Annotated in this window: 15 protein-coding genes, 1 pseudogene and 1 riboswitch; of the genes and pseudogenes, 13 read left to right on the top strand and 3 right to left on the bottom strand. The window is 28.5% G+C overall.

Features of this window, described 5'->3' with window-relative positions; translation table 11 throughout:
• Window positions 1-152: 152 nt before the first annotated feature.
• The 6 genes from HMPREF9127_RS06735 (at window position 153) to HMPREF9127_RS06710 (ending at window position 4,748) form a co-directional block, all read left to right on the top strand.
• Window positions 153-1,043 carry a CPBP family intramembrane glutamic endopeptidase gene (locus HMPREF9127_RS06735; RefSeq protein WP_009448504.1) on the top strand — a complete coding sequence of 297 codons (891 nt, stop codon included), beginning with the start codon at window positions 153-155 and terminating at the stop codon, window positions 1,041-1,043.
• A 113-nt stretch (window positions 1,044-1,156) separates the two neighbouring features.
• On the top strand, window positions 1,157-1,417 hold the full coding sequence (locus HMPREF9127_RS06730; RefSeq protein ID WP_009448980.1) for a GntR family transcriptional regulator: 261 nt from the start codon (window positions 1,157-1,159) through the stop codon (window positions 1,415-1,417).
• Window positions 1,418-1,507: 90 nt separating this feature from the next.
• Window positions 1,508-2,863: a hypothetical protein gene (locus tag HMPREF9127_RS06725; protein ID WP_009448878.1), complete on the top strand. Its 1,356-nt coding sequence runs from the start codon at window positions 1,508-1,510 to the stop codon at window positions 2,861-2,863.
• A gap of 9 nt (window positions 2,864-2,872) precedes the next feature.
• Complete coding sequence (locus HMPREF9127_RS06720) at window positions 2,873-3,070, top strand: PLD nuclease N-terminal domain-containing protein (RefSeq protein ID WP_009448946.1); 198 nt, start codon at window positions 2,873-2,875, stop codon at window positions 3,068-3,070.
• Window positions 3,070-3,984: an ABC transporter ATP-binding protein gene (locus HMPREF9127_RS06715; protein ID WP_009448546.1), complete on the top strand. Its 915-nt coding sequence runs from the start codon at window positions 3,070-3,072 to the stop codon at window positions 3,982-3,984. Before HMPREF9127_RS06720 ends, HMPREF9127_RS06715 begins: the two co-directional genes overlap by 1 nt.
• Window positions 3,981-4,748 (top strand): ABC transporter permease, encoded by a 768-nt coding sequence (locus tag HMPREF9127_RS06710; RefSeq protein ID WP_009448804.1) that lies wholly within the window; start codon window positions 3,981-3,983, stop codon window positions 4,746-4,748. The genes HMPREF9127_RS06715 and HMPREF9127_RS06710 overlap by 4 nt, the downstream gene beginning before the upstream one ends.
• Before the next feature lie 36 nt (window positions 4,749-4,784).
• Here HMPREF9127_RS06710 and HMPREF9127_RS06705 read toward each other — a convergent pair whose 3' ends face one another.
• Complete coding sequence (locus tag HMPREF9127_RS06705; protein ID WP_009448998.1) at window positions 4,785-5,261, bottom strand: glutathione peroxidase; 477 nt, start codon at window positions 5,259-5,261, stop codon at window positions 4,785-4,787.
• A 504-nt stretch (window positions 5,262-5,765) separates the two neighbouring features.
• Here HMPREF9127_RS06705 and ileS point away from each other — a divergent pair.
• Window positions 5,766-8,860 (top strand): annotated as a pseudogene (ileS, locus tag HMPREF9127_RS06700) (isoleucine--tRNA ligase).
• Between the two features lie 104 nt (window positions 8,861-8,964).
• Here ileS and HMPREF9127_RS06695 read toward each other — a convergent pair.
• Both HMPREF9127_RS06695 and HMPREF9127_RS06690 read right to left on the bottom strand, forming a co-directional pair.
• Window positions 8,965-10,176, bottom strand: a complete 1,212-nt coding sequence (locus tag HMPREF9127_RS06695) for an arginine deiminase (RefSeq protein WP_009448486.1) — start codon at window positions 10,174-10,176, stop codon at window positions 8,965-8,967.
• 639 nt (window positions 10,177-10,815) lie between these two features.
• On the bottom strand, window positions 10,816-11,370 hold the full coding sequence (locus tag HMPREF9127_RS06690) for a folate family ECF transporter S component (RefSeq protein ID WP_009448667.1): 555 nt from the start codon (window positions 11,368-11,370) through the stop codon (window positions 10,816-10,818).
• Window positions 11,371-11,395: 25 nt separating this feature from the next.
• Window positions 11,396-11,487, bottom strand: a riboswitch (THF riboswitch).
• A gap of 191 nt (window positions 11,488-11,678) precedes the next feature.
• On the opposite strand from HMPREF9127_RS06690, the gene secA reads away from it, so the two are divergent.
• The 6 genes from secA (at window position 11,679) to HMPREF9127_RS06660 (ending at window position 18,884) form a co-directional block, all read left to right on the top strand.
• The gene (secA, locus tag HMPREF9127_RS06685; RefSeq protein WP_009448589.1) at window positions 11,679-14,399 is read left to right on the top strand and encodes a preprotein translocase subunit SecA; all 2,721 of its coding nucleotides are present in this window, start codon (window positions 11,679-11,681) and stop codon (window positions 14,397-14,399) included.
• 61 nt (window positions 14,400-14,460) lie between these two features.
• Window positions 14,461-15,087, top strand: coding sequence for a TM2 domain-containing protein (locus tag HMPREF9127_RS06680; protein ID WP_009449122.1), 627 nt, complete (start codon window positions 14,461-14,463; stop codon window positions 15,085-15,087).
• Window positions 15,088-15,112: 25 nt separating this feature from the next.
• Window positions 15,113-16,465 carry a 23S rRNA (uracil(1939)-C(5))-methyltransferase RlmD gene (gene rlmD / locus HMPREF9127_RS06675; protein ID WP_009449097.1) on the top strand — a complete coding sequence of 451 codons (1,353 nt, stop codon included), beginning with the start codon at window positions 15,113-15,115 and terminating at the stop codon, window positions 16,463-16,465.
• Window positions 16,466-16,691: 226 nt separating this feature from the next.
• Window positions 16,692-17,726: an AbiH family protein gene (locus HMPREF9127_RS06670; protein WP_009448962.1), complete on the top strand. Its 1,035-nt coding sequence runs from the start codon at window positions 16,692-16,694 to the stop codon at window positions 17,724-17,726.
• A 151-nt stretch (window positions 17,727-17,877) separates the two neighbouring features.
• A complete protein-coding gene (locus tag HMPREF9127_RS06665; RefSeq protein ID WP_009448860.1) occupies window positions 17,878-18,285 on the top strand; it encodes a hypothetical protein in 408 nt (135 codons plus the stop codon).
• 32 nt (window positions 18,286-18,317) lie between these two features.
• Entirely contained in the window at window positions 18,318-18,884 is a 567-nt protein-coding gene (locus tag HMPREF9127_RS06660; protein WP_009448776.1) for a hypothetical protein, read from the top strand.
• The last annotated feature ends 197 nt before the right edge of the window (window positions 18,885-19,081 follow it).

Genomic DNA, 19,081 nt, shown 5'->3' with positions numbered 1-19,081 from the left:
ATAATTATAATATATATTATAAAGTTCTATATTTAGTGAAAGGGATTTTTACAGTCAAAATTATTAATTTTCCAACTGTTGACTTTTTAATTTAATTGTATTATATATAGTATAAGTATATAAGTATAAATTTTGAAAAAGGAGATTTAATTATGGAAAATATACAGGATAAAAAATGGTATGTTAATGTATTATATATATTGTGGATTTGTATAATAAGCTATGCAATTTTATTCATAAGCGAAATAATAGGAGGATTATTTATATCTAGGTTAGTTAAGGGATTATTTACATCCGGATTAATTAGAGGTGATGTATATATTTATACATTTATTATGTATATTTTATTCATTGATATATGGATTGGAGTTCTTTTTGTACTATTCATTTTTAAAAATAATCATTATATTATTGATAAAATAACAACAAAGACTAAAGGAAATAATATGGCAAATCTATTTTGGGGATTATTTATAGGATTTGTGTTAAATGGACTCTGTGCATTAATTGCCATGATAAATGGAGATTTTACTTTACGATTTAGTCAATTTGAAATATTTCGTGCTTTTGGTTTATTTTTCGCAGTTTTTGTTCAATCTTCTGCAGAAGAGTTATTATGTAGAGGATTTATGTATCAGAGATTATTAAAATCTACTAATAGTCCGGCTTTTGCAATTATATTTAATTCACTATTCTTTGCGGCTTTACATTTGTTCAATAACGGAATGTCTATTTTGCCATTTTACTGTATATTAATTTTTGGCGTTTTTGCGTCAATGCTTGTATATTATTTCGACAGTTTGTGGATGGTAATGGGATTACATGCAATGTGGAATTTTACTCAAAGTATATTATTAGGATTACCAAATAGTGGAAATAATGTTCCTTACTCCATTTTCAAAATCGGGAGCTCAGTAAAGGGAAGTTTCGCTTATGATCCGATTTTTGGCTTAGAAGGAACAATTTTATCTTGTGTTTTAATAACAATTTGTTGTGTGTTGTTATATCTTTGGAAATCAAAAAACAAAGTTGAAATGGTATAAAAATATTTAGAATAGTTTAGCAATTAAGATTAAAAGTTTCTTAAAAGCTAAACTTTTTTGTTGACTTTTTGTATTAGCTGTATTATAATATATAATACAAGGAGATGAGAAAAATGTTTTTTATTGATACTTTGTCGGAAGTTCCTATTTACACTCAGATTTGTAATGGAATTATAAAAGAAATTGCAGAGGGAAATTTAAAAAATGGAGATGAATTGCCATCTGTTAGACAGCTTGCAAAAGATTTTGGAATAAATCCTATGACTGTAAATAAGGCTTATGGAATTTTAAAAAGTGAAAATATTATAGAGATTGACAGACGTATAGGCTCGATTGTATATGTTAGATGTACGAAAAAAATATTGAAAACATAAAGGAAAATTTACAAAATTTAATTAATGAGGTTAAGATGAGAAAACTTGGAAAAGAGTTCTTGCTTGAACTTATAGAAAGGAGTTTTTAGTATGATTTACGATTTGATTTTAATTGGATGTCTATGGATGATTTTTGCTATAAGTTATTTTTCTCAAAAGAAAGGATTTTCTTATAATAATGGGAAAATTTTACTTACTACAATTCCTATAAATGAGGTAGATAATGAGGAAGTTCAAGAAATTAGAAAAAAAGGTTTAAAGAGTTTTAAATTACTTCATTTAGTGTTTTTTATAATTTCATTTTTACCACTACTTACTAAAACTGATATAGAAATTCTATTTTTTATCGGAATAATATTTTCTTATTTGGGTTCTCTGGGATTTTTGTCAAATAAATATATAAAACAAATGAGAAAGCTAAAAAAGGAAAAGAACTTTGCAAGTTTTACGAGAAAATATGTGGATTTTACAGTTTCAAAAGAAATAGATAAACAGAAACTTCCAATTTTCCTTTGGTTAATTCCTTTGGTGGTTTTTATTGGGGGATTTTCTATTTTTGGAACTTTTTCTGATATGGAGTTAATTTTGTTTATTTGCTTGTCAACAACTTTAATAGCAATGATATTTATGGGACTTTTCTGGAGAAGGTCTAAAATATCAGTTATAAGTGATAACAAAGAAAAGAATTTATATATAAATAAAATTAAAATTATAAAACTTCAAAATAAAATTTTTACTTTAGTAAATGTATATTCTGTTTTATTTTTAGTTTTAATATATTTACAAAAAATGGATAAATACTCTTTTCTTCCTTTTGTAGCAAGTATAATACTGATTACATTTTTTATCTTTTATATTATATCTACTGTTAATAAAATTGATATGGAAATAAGCAGTAATATTGAAGATGATAAATTTGTTGAAGATCAAGATGAATACTATGATATTTTTGGATATAAAAATCCGAATGATTCAAGGATTTTAGTTTCTGATCCTATGAATTCAGGTAATACAGTTATTAATCGTGGAAATAAAAAAGGAAAAATTTTATTTGCCTTCTCGAATATACTTGTAGCATTTGTTATTATAATTGCATTGGCTTTAACTTTTGAAGAAGACTGGAAAGTTGAAATTTCAGATACTGTAAAAATTTCAACAATGCTTTATAAAGAAAATATAAAACAAAGTGATATTGAAAATTTAGAATTGCTTGATAAATTTCCTAAAAAAAGAGCTATTAGGATTAATGGTGGAGCTACCAAAGAAAAATCTTATGGTAATTTCTCTCTAGAAGGAGAAGGAAATGTTAGGCTTTATATTTTCAACAAGACTGATAAGGTCATAAAGATAAGTAGAAAAAATGAAAAGCCGGTTTATATTAATATGAGAACTAATGAGAAAACTGAAGAGCTTTATGAAAAGTTAAAGAATTTTGTGGATAAATAGGAGGAGATTATGGACTTTTTAAGAGAACATTTTTTAATTTTATTGCCAATTATTATTATAAATATAACATTATTAGTAGTTGCATTAAGACATTGTTTAAAACATCAAAATTATAGATGTGGAAATAGATTGATATGGATTTGTGTGATAATTCTTATTCAAACTATTGGACCTATTTCATATTTTGTATTTGGAAGTGAAGAATAATGAATATTTTAACTGTAAATAGTTTAAGAAAAACTTTTAATGGAAATGATGTTATCAAAGATTTGTCTTTTAGTATCAAAGAAAAACAGATTTTTGGATTTCTAGGAAAAAATGGTGCTGGAAAAACAACCACTATGAAAATTATTTTAGGTTTTTTAAAAGCTGATTGTGGAGAGATTTTAGTTTTTGATGAAAAAGTAAATTTTGGAAATACGAAAACTAATAGATTTATTGGATATTTGCCTGATGTTCCGGAATTCTATGACTACATGACTCCAAAAGAGTATCTGAATTTATGTGGAGAAATTACGGGATTATCAAAATCAGAAATTAAAGAAAGAACAGAAGAAATGTTACATTTAGTCGGACTCAAAGATGAAAATAAGAGAATAGGAAAATTTTCCAGAGGAATGAAGCAACGTCTTGGAATTGCTCAGGCTCTGTTTAATAAACCTAAATTACTAATCTGCGATGAGCCAACTTCAGCTTTAGATCCAATAGGTAGAAAAGAAATTTTGGATATACTATTAAAGATTAAGGAGCATACAACGGTCTTATTCTCAACTCATATCCTACAAGATGTTGAAAGAGTTTGCGATGAGTTTTTGATATTGAATGATGGGGTTAATTGTTTAAATGGAAATATATCCGACATCAAAAATATGGGGTTAAAAGATAAAATTTCAGTAGAATTTTTTAATATTGAAGATAGGGATTTATTTTTAAATAAATTTGAAACTAATAATATTAAAGTTGAATTAAATGATTGCTATGCAATATTTTCTTCTTTTGAAAATTTGAAATATATCGAGAATAGAATATTTAAAACTGTTTTGGATAATGATTTGCTTATTGGTAGCTATAATATAATTAAGCCTTCATTAGAAGATTTATTTATAGAGGTGATAAAATGAAAGTATTTATAGCATTGTTAAAGAAAGAATATCTCGAAAGTATTAGAAATAAAAAATTATTTATAATGTTTTTTATATTTTTATTTCTTGGAATTCTAGGTCCTGTTACAGCGAAAATTTCTCCTGAAATTTTAAAATCATTTTTGGGAGAAGAACTAGCTAAAGGACTTCAAGAGCCTACTTTTATAGATTCATGGACACAGTTTTTTAAAAATGTAACTCAACTTGGCTTTATATTTATAGCTATAATTTTCAGTAACTATATAGTAAATGAGTTTTCTAAAAAAACATTAGTAAACTTAGTTGCAAAGGGATTACCTAGATTTCAAATTGTAATTTCTAAAATGTTTTTTGCATCTATACTTTGGACAGTATCTTTCATTATTTACTGTTTAATCTTTAACATATATACAACTTATATATTTAAAGAAAATGTTGAGATATTACTTGCAATAAAGGCGTCAATACCAATTTGGATATTTGGATTATTTTTGATAATCTTGGAATGTTTTGCAGGTTTTGTTTTTAGAAATACTGCTGGAGCTTTATCAACTGTGGTTATAATAGTAGCTTTACAATTTTTAATTGGAATGTATGATAAAATAGCTAAGTTTTTACCGATGTTTTTAATCTCTGACAATATTAATTTCATTAAGAAAAGTATGTCATTTTCGGATTATAAATATTCAATTACAACTACAATATTACTTACAATTTTGATGATTTTTACATCTATTTTTGTATTAAATAGAAAAGAAATTTAAAAATGCATTGTCTATTTGACAATGCATTTTTTTAAATTATTTTAAAAGTTCTAATATATGTTGCTCAATATCTTTCGGCTCTGTTGTCGGAGCAAATCGTGAAACGACATTTCCATTTTTATCTACAAGAAATTTTGTGAAATTCCATTTTATTTTATTTCCCAAAATGCCGGATTTTTTTGACTTCAAAAATTTATATAACGGGTGAGTGTCTTTTCCGTTAACTTCTATTTTTTCAAACATAGGGAAAGTTACTCCATAATTCATACTACAAAATGTTTTAATTTCTTGATTAGATCCAGAATCTTGATTTTTAAATTGATTACAAGGGAATCCTAAAACGACAAAATCTTTATTTTTATACTCATCATATAACTTTTGTAATCCTTCAAATTGCGGAGTAAAACCGCAACTGCTGGCTGTATTTACTATAAGTAAAACTTTGTTTTTAAATTGTTCCACTGAAACTTCATTTCCGTCAATATCATTTACTTTAAAATCATAAATATTCATTTCTACCTCCAATAATATTGTATAAGATATATTTATTTTAATACCCTTAAAAATATAATAACAAACATAAATTAGCTTGTTTTAATAAGAGAAATTTAATATAAATAAATATTTTTAATAATTTTATAATTATTAAAAGAGAAATATCGAAAAATAAACCACTTTTATAAATTGCTTAAAATAAAAAGTTATTTTGAATGTTTATTAAATGAATTGAATAAAATATTTGACTTTTTTATGCTTTTATAGTATAATAATGCTCGTATTTTATAGTAAATGATGAAGAGGACGGAGCTTGTGAATTAACTCAGAGAGATAGTGTTAGGTGCAAACTATTTTATGAAGCAAACTCGTATCAACTTGGAGTTTTTTGGTTAATCTCGTTAAAGATTTTTGAGTGATTTAAGATTTTTTTAATTTTAAATAATTTGGGTGGTAACACGGAAAAATTTCGTCCCTAAGATTTTATCTTAGGGATTTTTTATAGAAAAAATGGAGGTATATATGGCAAAGTTTAGAGAACTTTCAAAAGAGTCCGTTAAGGATAGAGAAATGAAAATATCTGAATATTGGAATGAGATAGATTTGTTGCATGAATCTGTAGATTCAAGAGATGGACATGATAATTATATTTTTTATGATGGTCCTCCTACAGCAAATGCTAAACCCGGTATTCACCATGTTATAAGTCGTACTCTAAAGGATATGACTTGTAGATATAAAACTATGAAAGGGTTTAAAGTAAAGAGAAAAGCAGGTTGGGATACTCATGGACTACCTGTAGAAATTGAAGTTGAAAAGAAATTAGGACTTACAAGTAAAAAAGATATTGAAAATTATGGTGTAGAAAAATTCTGTAAGGAATGTAGAGAATCAGTTTTCTTTTATGAAAGTAAATGGAGAAAAATGTCTGAAAGAATGGCTTTCTTGGTAGATATGAACAATCCTTACATCACTCTTGACAACAATTATATTGAATCTGTATGGAATCTTTTAGATGAGATTTTCAAAAAAGGTTTAATGTATGAAGGAGCAAAGATTCTACCATATTGTCCACGTTGTGGAACTGGTCTTGCTTCTCATGAAGTTGCTCAAGGTTATGAAATGATTAAGACTACTACTGTTTATGCAAAATTTAAGAAGAAAGATGAAGATGCTTACTTTATCGCATGGACAACAACTCCTTGGACTCTTCCTTCTAATGTTGCTTTGACTGTAAATCCTAATGTAACTTATGTAAAGGTGAAATATAAAGAAGAATTTTTCTATTTAGCTGAAAATCTAGCAACTAAAGTTTTAGGAGAAGATTATGAAGTTGTAGAAAAATTCCTAGGAAAAGATATGGAATATTGGGAATATGAACAACTTATTCCTGAAATTGAAACAAAACAAAAAGCATTTTTTGTAACTCTTGCTGACTATGTAACTGTTGAAGACGGTACAGGTATTGTTCATACTGCTCCGGCTTTTGGGGAAGACGACTATCAAACAGGAAGAAGATACAATCTTCCGTTGATTAATCCTGTTAATGAGGAGGGAAAATTCAGCACTACAATATATGAAGGCAGACCTGTTATGGAATGTGATGCTGATATTATCACATATCTTTTTGAAAATAATAAGGCATTAAAAAACAAAAGGTTGAACATAATTATCCACATTGTTGGAGATGTCATACACCTTTAATTTATTATTCAAAACCATCTTGGTATATTGAAGTTACTAAATATAAAGATAAATTAATTGAAAATGCAAAGGCTGTAAATTTCTATCCTGATTTTGTTGGGGAAAAGAGATTTGGAAACTGGCTGGAAAACTTAAATGATTGGGCAATCAGCCGTTCAAGATATTGGGGAACTCCTTTCAATGTTTGGAAATGTGATTGTGGTCATTGCACAAGTGTAGGCTCAAGAAAAGAATTGGCTGAAAGAAGTATTGAAGAAATTGACGAAAATATAGAATTGCATAGACCTTATGTAGATAATGTTCATTTAAAATGTGAAAAATGTGGTGGCACAATGACAAGAGAAAAAGACGTTATTGACGTTTGGTTTGACTCCGGAGCGATGCCTTTTGCACAACATCATTATCCTTTTGAAAACAAGGAAAACTTTGGAGAATTATTTCCTGCAGATTTCATTAGTGAAGGAATTGACCAAACTCGTGGATGGTTCTATTCATTACTTGCGATTTCAACATTAATAACTGGAAAATCTCCATATAAAAATGTTTTAGTAAATGATTTAATTTTGGATAAAGATGGCAAGAAGATGAGCAAATCCCGTGGAAATACAATTGATCCGATTGAATTATTTGATAAATACGGAGCAGATGCAGTGAGATTTTATTCACTTTATGTTTCACCACCTTGGGTTCCAACTAGATTTGACGTTGAAGGACTTAGAGAAATTGAAAGTAAATTCTTCAGATCTTTCAAGAATACTTACAATTTCTTCCAACTTTATTCAGGAACTGATGATATAGATCCAAGAGAGTTCTTTGTAGATTACGATAAGAGACCTGAAATAGACAGATGGATATTGTCACGTTTCAATAATCTTTTGAAAATGTATAGTGAAAATATGGATAAATTTGAAGTTACAAAGGTTGTTCGTGCAATTTCTGATTTTGTAATAGAAGATTTATCAAATTGGTATATCAGAAGAAATAGAAGAAGATTTTGGAATACAGAAGTTGATGACGATAAAAAGGCTGTTTACAATACAACTTATGAAATACTACTTGGGGTTTCAAAGATTATTGCACCTATTACGCCTTTTGTTGCAGAAGAAATGTATCGTAATTTAACTGATAAGAAGAGTGTTCATTTAGATTTCATTCCTGAATGTGATGAAAGTCTAATTGATGAAGCGTTGGAAGAAAAAATGGATATCGTTAGAAATCTTGTAACAATTGGTCGTGCAAGTCGTGAAAAAGTTAAGATTAAAGTTAGACAACCACTTTCTGAAATAGTTGTAGATTTTGCTTTAAAAGAAAAAATTGGCGACTTAGAAGAATTGATTAAGGAAGAACTTAATGTTAAAAAAGTTGTATTCGAAAAAGATTTATCAGGCTTTATGAATTATATGTTAAAACCGGATTTCAAAGTTTGTGGTAAAATTTTAGGAGCTAAAATTAAAGAATTTGGAAAATTCTTAAATGAAACAAATGCAAAAGAATTTATAGAAAAACTTGAAAAAGGATCTGTTTTTGTAAATCTAAATGGAGAAGAAACTGAAATCTTAAAAGAATATGTTGACGTAAAAGTTAGTGCAAAAGAAGGCTTTGACGTTACAATGGAAAATAATCTTTTCGTAATTTTAGATACTACTTTAACTGATGAATTACTTGACGAAGGCTTTGCAAGAGAAATAATTTCAAAAATACAACAAATGAGAAAATCTGCTGATTTTGACGTTCTTGATGAAATTAGAATAAAATGTGCTTGTTTAGAAAGATTGAAAAAAGCAGTTGAAAACTACAAAGAATTTATAATGAATGAAACTTTGGGTGTTGAATTGACTTTTGTTGACAGCTTGGATACAGAAGAAGTTGATTTCAACGGAGAAGTTGGAAAATTATTTGTAGAAAGAGTTTAATAAAAAACTTTGAAAAACAACGGGTAAAAATCCGTTGTTTTTTTGTGCTAAAATAAGGCATAGAAAAAGCACAGAAATTCTGTGCTTTAATTAAAATCTTTTTATTATAAATTTTCTCTAAATAGAGGCATACTCATACATCTTGGACCCCCACGTCCTCTAGATAATTCACCTGAATCAATCTTATGAAGTTTTACTCCTTTTTCTTCAAGTAATTGATTTGTTATAGTATTTCTATCATAAACTATAGCTTCTCTAGGTGCGATAGCTAATGTGTTATATCCGTCAGACCATTGTTCTCTATGTGTATCTAAAAGTCCACCTTTTCCTTCACGGATAAAGTCAATTTTATCAACATGTAAATATTTTTTCAATACAACTTCTATATCAGTTGATTCAACTTCAACTTTTACTTTTCCATCAACTAATTTTAATGAATAAATTTCCAATGTCTTTTCGATTTCAGGATGTAGAGTGAATAAATCTCTATCAACTGAAGTTAAAACAGTATCAAGATGCATAAAAGCTCTGTTGTTTGGAATTACCAAAGCAAGTACGGTTTTTACTCCGTTTTCATCAGTAAGAAGTCTTTTTGCAATAGTTTCAATGGCTATTGGTGTTGAACGTTGAGAAATACCGATAGCAACAACATCTTCAGATAAAACTAAGATATCTCCACCTTCGATAGAAGGAATATCTGTTCTATCATACCACTTTTTAATTCCTTTAAATTCTTTATGATGTTCAAATATTTGTTTTCCAAAAAGAGTTTCTCTTCTTCTTGTAACGGACCACATTGTATGAAGACTTACTCCGTCTTTAATAAATGAAAAAGGATCTCTTGTAAAATATAGATTTGGAAGCGGTTTTGAAATGAAGAAATCATTTTTTGAAACAAGTTCGCTCAAAGTTGAAGGCTCTCTTAAATCTACTTCATTCTTTCTAACACCTTCCATCATTTTTAAAACTAATTCTTTATTATCTTTGATAGAAAATAAAAATTCTCTTAATAATCTTTTTTCATTCTCTACATGAACATCTGCATTATCTAAAAATTCTTCAATAAAAGCAGTTCTTATACCGTCATCATAAAGACTTTCAGCACACAAATCTTCAAGATAGAACACTTCACATCCATTTTGTCTAAAAATGTTTGCAAACATATCATGTTCTTTTTGTGCATTATCCAAAAACGGAATTTCATCAAAAAGAAGCTCATCAAGTAAATAAGGTGTCAAGTTTAAAAGTTCTTTATGAGGTCTGTGAAGTAAAACTGATTTTAATTTTCCAATTTCAGAATTTACATTAATTTTCATAGCTCCCTCCTTAAACTTACTAGCTATATTATAACAAATAAAATATTTAAAGACAATACATTTTTATAGATATATTGACAAACATAGAACAAAGTTTTACATTTTTCACATTATATTTTTTATATGTTTAAATAACAAATCAAATATATTATTATTCAAATTAATGTAATTTTTTCTCGTGAAAACAATTAGCAAAGTAAATCTCCTAATACGTCATCTCGACCGGAGTTGAGCATAGCGAAACGAAGCGAAGCTGAGTGTAGCGAATCTAGCCCTAACTTAGATTATTTACTTGTAAAGAGAATTAACTAATTCACGTCAAAATACTTAGCATAGTAAAGCTCCTTACACGTCATCTCGACCGAAGTGAAACGGAGTGGAGAGATCTCATACTTTTGCTTTAGCAAAAGTAAATGTATCGAAGATACATAAAAAATATTTTAGAATTTCTTTCAGAAATACTATTGCTTGTAAATAATCTATAGTAGGTCTGACGCAAAGATTGTCCAAATCTTGATTTGGATACAATCGACTGTGGAGATCTCATACTTTTGCTTTAGCAAAAGTAAAATGTGTTATAGACACATTAATTACTCACAAAAAAACTGACTGCAATTGCAGCCAGTTGTTAATTCGTGTTTATGATTTTTCTTTATTAAAATTTTTATCTGTATGTTTTTTTATTCTTGTAGTTAAAACTAAAATTGCAACAAAAGTAATTCCCATTTGAATTAAATTTGGCAATGTTCTTGAAGCAACATAATACCAAAATCCTTTACCTCTTGTGATAGATAGCCAAAAGCTGTCTAAAAATATTGTAACTGTAAAAGAAAGAATTGATATAAGTGCAACTTTTAAAATTATGGAAAGTTTACTTTCTTTTTCAATATTTTTTCCAAGTATAAGTCCCGGGAAAAATCCCATTATCATATTAGTAAACATATATCCCGGAAAATACATTCCGGGAGAACCCAAAGTCATGAAATAAATCAATGGATCAGAAGCTCCACCAATCATAGTTCCAAGTGTAGGTCCTAATAATATACCTGAGAAAATCATAGGTATAAATCTAAGTGTAATTCTTCCACTTCTAGGTGGGAATAAATAAATATTTTGATAAGACAAAATAACTGTTAAAGCTATCATAAGTCCTGATATAGCTAATTGTGTGGTTGTAAACCTATTTTTTTTCATTTTTCTCCTTTCAAAAATCAATGCCAACAGTGGATGCGAAAACTAACCACGAGAATTCTCTTCGTTTACAAGCAACATCCCATCTTGTAACACTTAATGCAAGTTTCCTACTCTGCCTAAAAAATAGGCTACTATTGGTATCACACGAATACCAAATTATTTTATAAGATTTTAAAAAAATTGTCAATATCTTACATTAAAACGGGAAAAATTATTTGTATAAATTCTTTGTGAAAATTTGTAAATTTTGTGTATTTATGGTAAAATATCATTTGTGAGAAAATATATATTTTAGATAGAGGTGAGTTATGGGATTTTTTAGTGATATTTTTAATTCTTCTGCAAAAAGAGTTAAAAAGATAAACCCAATCGTAGATAAAATAATGTCCTACGAAGAAAAATATTCAAAATTAACAGATGATGAACTTAGAAATAATACAGAAATATTTAAGACTAGATTAGCAAATGGTGAAACTTTAGACGATATATTACCTGAAGCTTTTGCAACTGTTAGAGAGGCTGCTTATAGAGTTTTAGGTATGAAACATTATAGAGTACAGTTAATTGGTGGGGTTGTTCTACACGAAGGTAGAATTGCCGAAATGAAAACAGGTGAAGGAAAAACTTTAGTTGCCACTTTGCCTTCATATTTGAATGCTCTTACAGGTAAGGGTGTTCATATAGTAACAGTAAATGATTACCTTGCAAAGAGAGATAAAGAGTGGATGGGTAAAATTCACGAATTTTTAGGCTTGAAAGTAGGTTGTATTTTACACGGACTTTCAAATGATGAAAGACGTGAAAACTATAATTGTGATATAACTTATGGTACAAACTCAGAATTCGGTTTCGACTACCTTAGAGATAATATGGTTGTTTATAAAGAAGAACTTGTTCAAAGAGGACTTAATTATGCAATCGTCGATGAGGTTGACTCAATTTTAATTGACGAAGCTAGAACTCCACTTATTATTTCAGGTGAAGGAGATCAATCAACAGACTTGTATGCACTTGCTGATAGATTTGTAAAGAGTTTAAAGGGAAGAATTGCAGATCCAAGTGAAGAAAATGAAGACTTTTACAACAGAGAGCTAAGAGAAGAAACTGTTGATTTTGTAGTTAATGAAAAACATAAAACTGCAAACTTAACTGAAATTGGTACTGAAAAAGCAGAAGAATTTTTTGGACTTGTAAACCTTTCAGATCCAGTTAATATGGAAGTAGCGCACCATATAAATCAAGCTTTAAAAGCAAATAATACAATGCAAAGAGATGTTGACTATGTTGTAAGTGATGATGGAGAAATCCTAATCGTAGATGAATTTACTGGACGTATTATGGAAGGTAGAAGATATAGTGAAGGATTGCACCAAGCTATTGAAGCTAAAGAAGGTGTTGAAATCAAGTCTGAATCTAGAACTCTTGCTACAATCACTTATCAAAATTACTTCAGAATGTATGAAAAATTGGCTGGTATGACAGGAACTGCAAAGACTGAAGAAGATGAATTCAATGAAATTTATCATATGGATGTTATTGAAATTCCAACAAATAAACCGGTTATAAGAATAGATCATCACGATAGAGTTTATTTAACAGAAGAAGCTAAATTTAAAGCAATTGTTGAAGAAATTGAAAGAATTCATGCAACAGGTCAACCTGTACTTGTTGGTACAATTTCAATTGAAATTTCTGAATTACTAAGTGCAATGCTTAAGAAAAAAAGAATAGAACATGATGTGTTAAATGCTAAGTTCCACGCAAGAGAAGCTGAAATAGTTGCTCAAGCAGGGGTTTTCGGTAAAGTTACTATTGCAACAAACATGGCAGGTCGTGGTACCGATATTCTTTTAGGTGGTAACCCTGATTTTATGGCTAAACATGAAATGAAGAAAAATGGAACACCTCAATACATTTTAGATAATTTGGATTCTTTCTGGGAAACAAACGATGAAGAAGTTTTAGAAGCTAGAAAAGTATTTAAGAACTTATATGAAAAATATAAGGCTCAAACTGATGAAAATGCGAAGAAAGTAATTGAAGCAGGTGGTCTTTTCATCGTTGGTACTGAAAGACATGAATCAAGACGTATTGACAATCAGTTAAGAGGTCGTTCAGGTCGTCAAGGAGACCCTGGTGAATCAAGATTTTTCGTTTCCCTTACAGATAACCTAATGCGTTTATTTGGTGGAGAAGCTATACAAAAATTTGCCATGAATAGAAATTATGACCCGGATGAAGTATTGGAATTTGGTACTGTTACAAAGAGAATTGAAAGAGCTCAAGAAAGAGTTGAAGCAAATAACTTTGGTATCAGAAAGAATGTATTAAAATACGATGACGTTATGAATGTGCAAAGAAATGTAATTTACAAAGAAAGACGTGCAGTTCTTGACGGAGAAGATATGAAAGATAGTATTCAAGAAATGCTGATTGAATTCATAGATGCAACAGTTGAACAATATTCTACTGGAAAAGTGATTGAGTTAAGCGATTTAAAAATGGCAATTGAAAATGCATATTTACCACATAATCTTTTAGATTTTGAAGAAATGAAAGGATTAAACAAACAAGAATTAAAATCTTACATTACTGACGTTTCTCAAAAATTCTATGCTGAAAAAGAAGAATTAATCGGTGAAGAACAAATGAGAGAAGTTGAAAGAGTAATAATGCTTATGGTTGTTGACAGAAAATGGATGGATCATATAGATGCTATGGATCAATTAAGACAAGGTATCGGTATAAGATCTTATGGACAACAAGACCCTGTAAGAGCATACGGAGCTGAAGGCTTTGAAATGTTTAACGAAATGAACGAATCAATCAGAGCAGACGTTTTAAGAGGATTATTCAATATTCAACCTGCAGGAGCTGAAATCGAAAGAGAAAGAGCCGCAAAAGAAGTTTCAACAAATGTACAAGATGAACAAACTACAGTAGTTAAAGGAAAACAAGTTGGAAGAAATGACCCATGTCCTTGCGGAAGCGGTAAAAAATATAAAAAATGTTGTGGAAGAAATAAATAGATAAGTTAGGGGAAAGAGTGAAGTTATTTCGCTCTTTTCTTCTAATTATTAGGAGGTAGCTATGAATAGTCATTTATTAATTATAGGTCTTTTTGGTTTTACCGGTATTCATCATTTTATGGATAAAAAATATGGAAAAGGAATTTTGTATTTGTTTACTTTTGGTCTTTTTGGTTTTGGATGGATTTTTGATTTTGTTAAGGAATTAAAAAACGCATCATATGAAAAATCTATAATGAGTAAAGAAAGCAAAACAATGATTAAAAATGGAAATTTACCTAATTTATATGTTGAAAATTTAATGCTTTTTGATGGCGAAAAATGTCATTTTGCTGATGTAGGATATATTTATAAAGATAAATCAGTTGTTACTGGATATAAAGGAAGTGGTGCAGGATTTAATGTTAAAATCACAAAAGGTTTAAGTTTTAGAACGGGTAGTTCTGATAAAAAAGTTATTAGAGAAAATCAAAGAATTACTCATAAAGGGATTATTTATATTACTACTAATAGAATTATATATAATTCTACTGAATTTCCAATTGATATAACTTTTGATAAGGTTACTTCATTATCAAAATTAAAAGATGGAATAATGTTACAAATAGGTAATAAAAGTTATAATATCACTTTAAAAAATCCAGATTTATTTATGATAGTATTTAGTATTATAAGGAATAATAAGTAGATTATACTTTTAAGAAAGGTAATATATGGGAAGAAGAAAGAAAAAATATATAGAGGGAATAATTGAAAAAGTCAATTTTCTAAATATGTCCGAATTTACTTTTGAAGATAAGAAAGTAAATTTTAAAGGTGGAATTGAAGGACAAAAAGTTTCTGTAGTCGTTGGAAGAAAAAGAGAAAAACATATGGAAGCTAAACTTTTGGAAATTTTAGAAAAAAGTCCACTTGAAACTAACACAACTTGTCCAAATTATTTGGAATGTGGAGGTTGTAGCTATCAAAGTGTTCCTTATGAATATGAACTTAAACTAAAACAAAGACAGATAAAGGAACTTTTTCAAGATGTATATTCAGAAGAACCTGAAATATTTGAAAGTCCATTAAAAACAGCATACAGAAACAAAATGGAATATACTTTTGCAGATATGTATAAAGACAGTCCAATAATGCTCGGAATGCATAAGAAGAATAGATTTTACGAAGTTGTTGACACAAAAGAATGTAATTTAGTACATAGTGATTTTGAAATAATAAGAAATGCAATTATCGACTTTGTAAGAGAAAAAAATCTTCCATTTGTTAAAAAGAGAACTCACGAAGGACTTTTAAGACATTTAATCATTCGTTATGCATTGACAACTGGCGAAATAATGGTAAATATCGTAACGACAACGCAAAGTGAGTTTAATAAACAAAGTTTTGTAGAGATGCTTCTAGGATTGAAACTTGAAGGAAATATTAAATCTATCGTGCATACTGAAAATGACTCGCTTGCAGATGCTGTTGTTCCGGAAAAAATAAATATAATTTTTGGAAAAGAATACATAACAGAAAAAATATTTGACTTGGAATTTAAAGTAACACCATTTTCATTTTTCCAACCAAATGTATTTGGAGCAATAAATCTATACTCAAAAGCAATTGAACTCTGTGGAGACATAGAAAACAAAGTAGTCTTTGATTTATATTCAGGAACGGGAACAATAGGACAAATTGTAGCAAGAAAAGCAAAAGCTGTTTATGGAATAGAAATTGTAGAAGAAGCAGTTGAAAGTGCGAACAAGTCAGCTAAAGAAAATGGATTAACAAATTGTACTTTCATAGCCGGAGATGTGCTAGAAGAAATTGAAAACAGAAAAGAAATGGTAGATGTAATCATAGTAGACCCACCAAGAGATGGAATAAACCAAAAAGCATTGGAAAAAATAATCTCCTGCGGAGCAAAAACAATGGTATACATTTCTTGCAATCCAAAAACACAAAAAAGAGATGTTCAAATCCTACTACAAAATGGCTACGAACTAAAAACATTAAAAATCTTCAACCAATTCCCAAGAACAGTTCATTGTGAGTCTGTTGCATTGTTGGAGAGGAGATAATTTATGAAAGAAGTGAGGCAGATAATTGACGTGAAATGTTCTTTAATCTGGGAACTACTTAGAAGTATTTAATACATTTACTCAGTGATAAATGAAATCTAGGAAGATAACAAAAATAGCAAAGTCAACATGGATATGAGTCTACAGGTAATTACTAGTTTGCTATTGCAAAGTATGTGACTGAGCATAAAAATTAATAAATAAAGATATTAGGGAGAAAGTTATTATGGCAAAATTATTTATTATAGGAAACGGATTTGATTTATTTTTTGATTTACCAACAAGTACAACTGATTTTGTGAATCAGTTGGAGCAAATACCTTTTGAATGCTTTGAATCAGCAAAAGAAGCTTATTTATATTATGGGGTAGATTGGTCAACGTTTGAGGAGAGATTGGCCAGTATAGATTTAGAAAGTATTGGCGAAGAAATAGTAGAATGGCCTAACTATAATTCTGATCATGAATATGATAGGGATAGTGTTATTTGGAAGGTAGAGGATTATACAGCTAACCTACTTCAAGTAAGAGAAGAAGCATTAATAAAAATGATACAAATGGCAGAGGATAAAATCAAAACTCTATCAACAATATTTTGTCCCAATTTTTTTGATTCAACTGTTGATGAAATAATTAGTTTCAACTATACATCTACTATTGAATCATTGTTTTATTATTCAAAGCCCGTTTTTCATATTCATGGATTTTATCAGAATAATGATGATTTAATATTGGGTTTTGGAAATGAGAGTGTGGATTTTTATATATTTAAATCAAAACTTAATTCTGAAATGGTCTTAGACCAAGAAAAAGAGATAAATAAAATCGAGCAAGATAAAAAGCTTTCGATTGTGGAAAAGGAAGAAAGGATTAGAGATATTAAGTATTACTATGAAGAAGGCGGATGGAATGATTATTATATAGATATGCAATATGAGTCATTGGTAGATTTTTATATTGCAAATAAAAAAGAAAAGCAAACTAATAAATTAAAAGATTACCTAAAAAATTTAAAACATATTGATGAAGTAGTTGTTTTGGGACAAGGAATGGGTGATGTTGATAGGGAATATTTTGAACTAGTTGAACAGTATATTCAGCCGTTAAAATGGACAATCTCTGCAAAAGATAAAGAAGGTATAGAAAAAGTAAAAGAATGGTGTAAGACGTATTCGTTTGGGAACAAAATAGATGTTAAACCAATGGGTGAAATATTAGGGGCGAAAAAGAATGCCATTGATGAAAATGGAAGTAGATTTTAATATAAATCCGAGTTTGCATGTCTAAAATCTTTTTACGATAGCTTTACCAATCGTTAAAGTGTTCATAGATATGTTCTTATATACAGATAGAAAACATAGAGTTCGCTCGTTCCATTGTGAGACAGTGGCGTTGTTGGAGAGGAGATAATTTATGAAAGAAGTAATGACTAGTAATATATATGATATAGATGAGACTATTATTATAGTTGGTACTTGTCTTAAATATATGCAACCAAAGGGCTATGAAAAATTAGAAAAAATTTCTAAAAATATATATAATTTATGCCTTGAAAATACTCATGTTAATATGGCTATAACAAAAATAGGTGGTATGATTAGAACAGGAAAAGTACATAATATTATCTTTGCCACAGTTGATGAATCACCACATTGTATTCAGATGCATTATATTCAAGATGAGTTAAGAGAAATGATGAACTTAGAAAATATAAATATAAAGAATTATGTGGTTGTAAATGATGAATTAATTGAAATAAGCCCCGAACTTATTTTGTTATCAAAGAAATTATCAGAATCAAAGGAAAAAGTTAGTATTTGATGAATTATTTATTAAGATTTGGAGGTTAATATATGTATATATTGGAATTGTATCAAAATGATTATTCAAAAGATTTAGTAGTATTTGATTCTTTAGAAGAAGGAAAAGAATTCGTATCTAAAATACCTGGATATGCCATAGAAAAAGAAGATAATATAGAATATGAATATTTTAATCCTAAAAATATACCTGATTATATGGAAATTATCTATAACGAAAATATTGTACCACTATCCAGATTTATGTTTAATTCTGAAGAGAATGTTGAAATTATTTGGAAAGAAATTTCTAATCTATCAGTCACAAAAGATAAAGTTATAGATGGATATTCAAAAATAGATGCTTATGTAATTAACAACGAAGAAGTAAAGGCTTATATTGAAGAAAGAGAAACTAAATACAATATGATAAAAGATTTCTTAGAAAACAAAGGCTATGAAGTAGATAGAAGCTTTTTCGGAAGTGAAGATGGAGAAGCAATCCTATACAGAAAAAAAGAAACAAAAGACTGGCACTTTCTATGTCACTTAGATCCATCATTTTTAGAGATAAAAGATTTGAAAGAATATGTTAAGGAATTAATGGAAGGGTTGTTGTAAAGAATTGAAGAGGATGGAAAAGAAGCAATTTATAAGAATAGTACAAAAATTTTATATTAATAATTTTTGTTTAATATACAAGCATATATTTTAATGTAAATAATTTATTAGAGTAAAAAAGGAGATAGAGATGGATTTTATTGAAGATATAATGAATGCTTTTATAGACGCAGAGTTTCAAAGAAAACTTCAAGAAA

It is taken from the genome of Parvimonas sp. oral taxon 393 str. F0440, assembly GCA_000223315.2.
In the GTDB taxonomy this organism is placed as follows: domain Bacteria; phylum Bacillota; class Clostridia; order Tissierellales; family Peptoniphilaceae; genus Parvimonas.
Note: the sequence above shows the minus strand (reverse complement) of the source record. Positions and strands in the feature narration are given on the sequence as shown.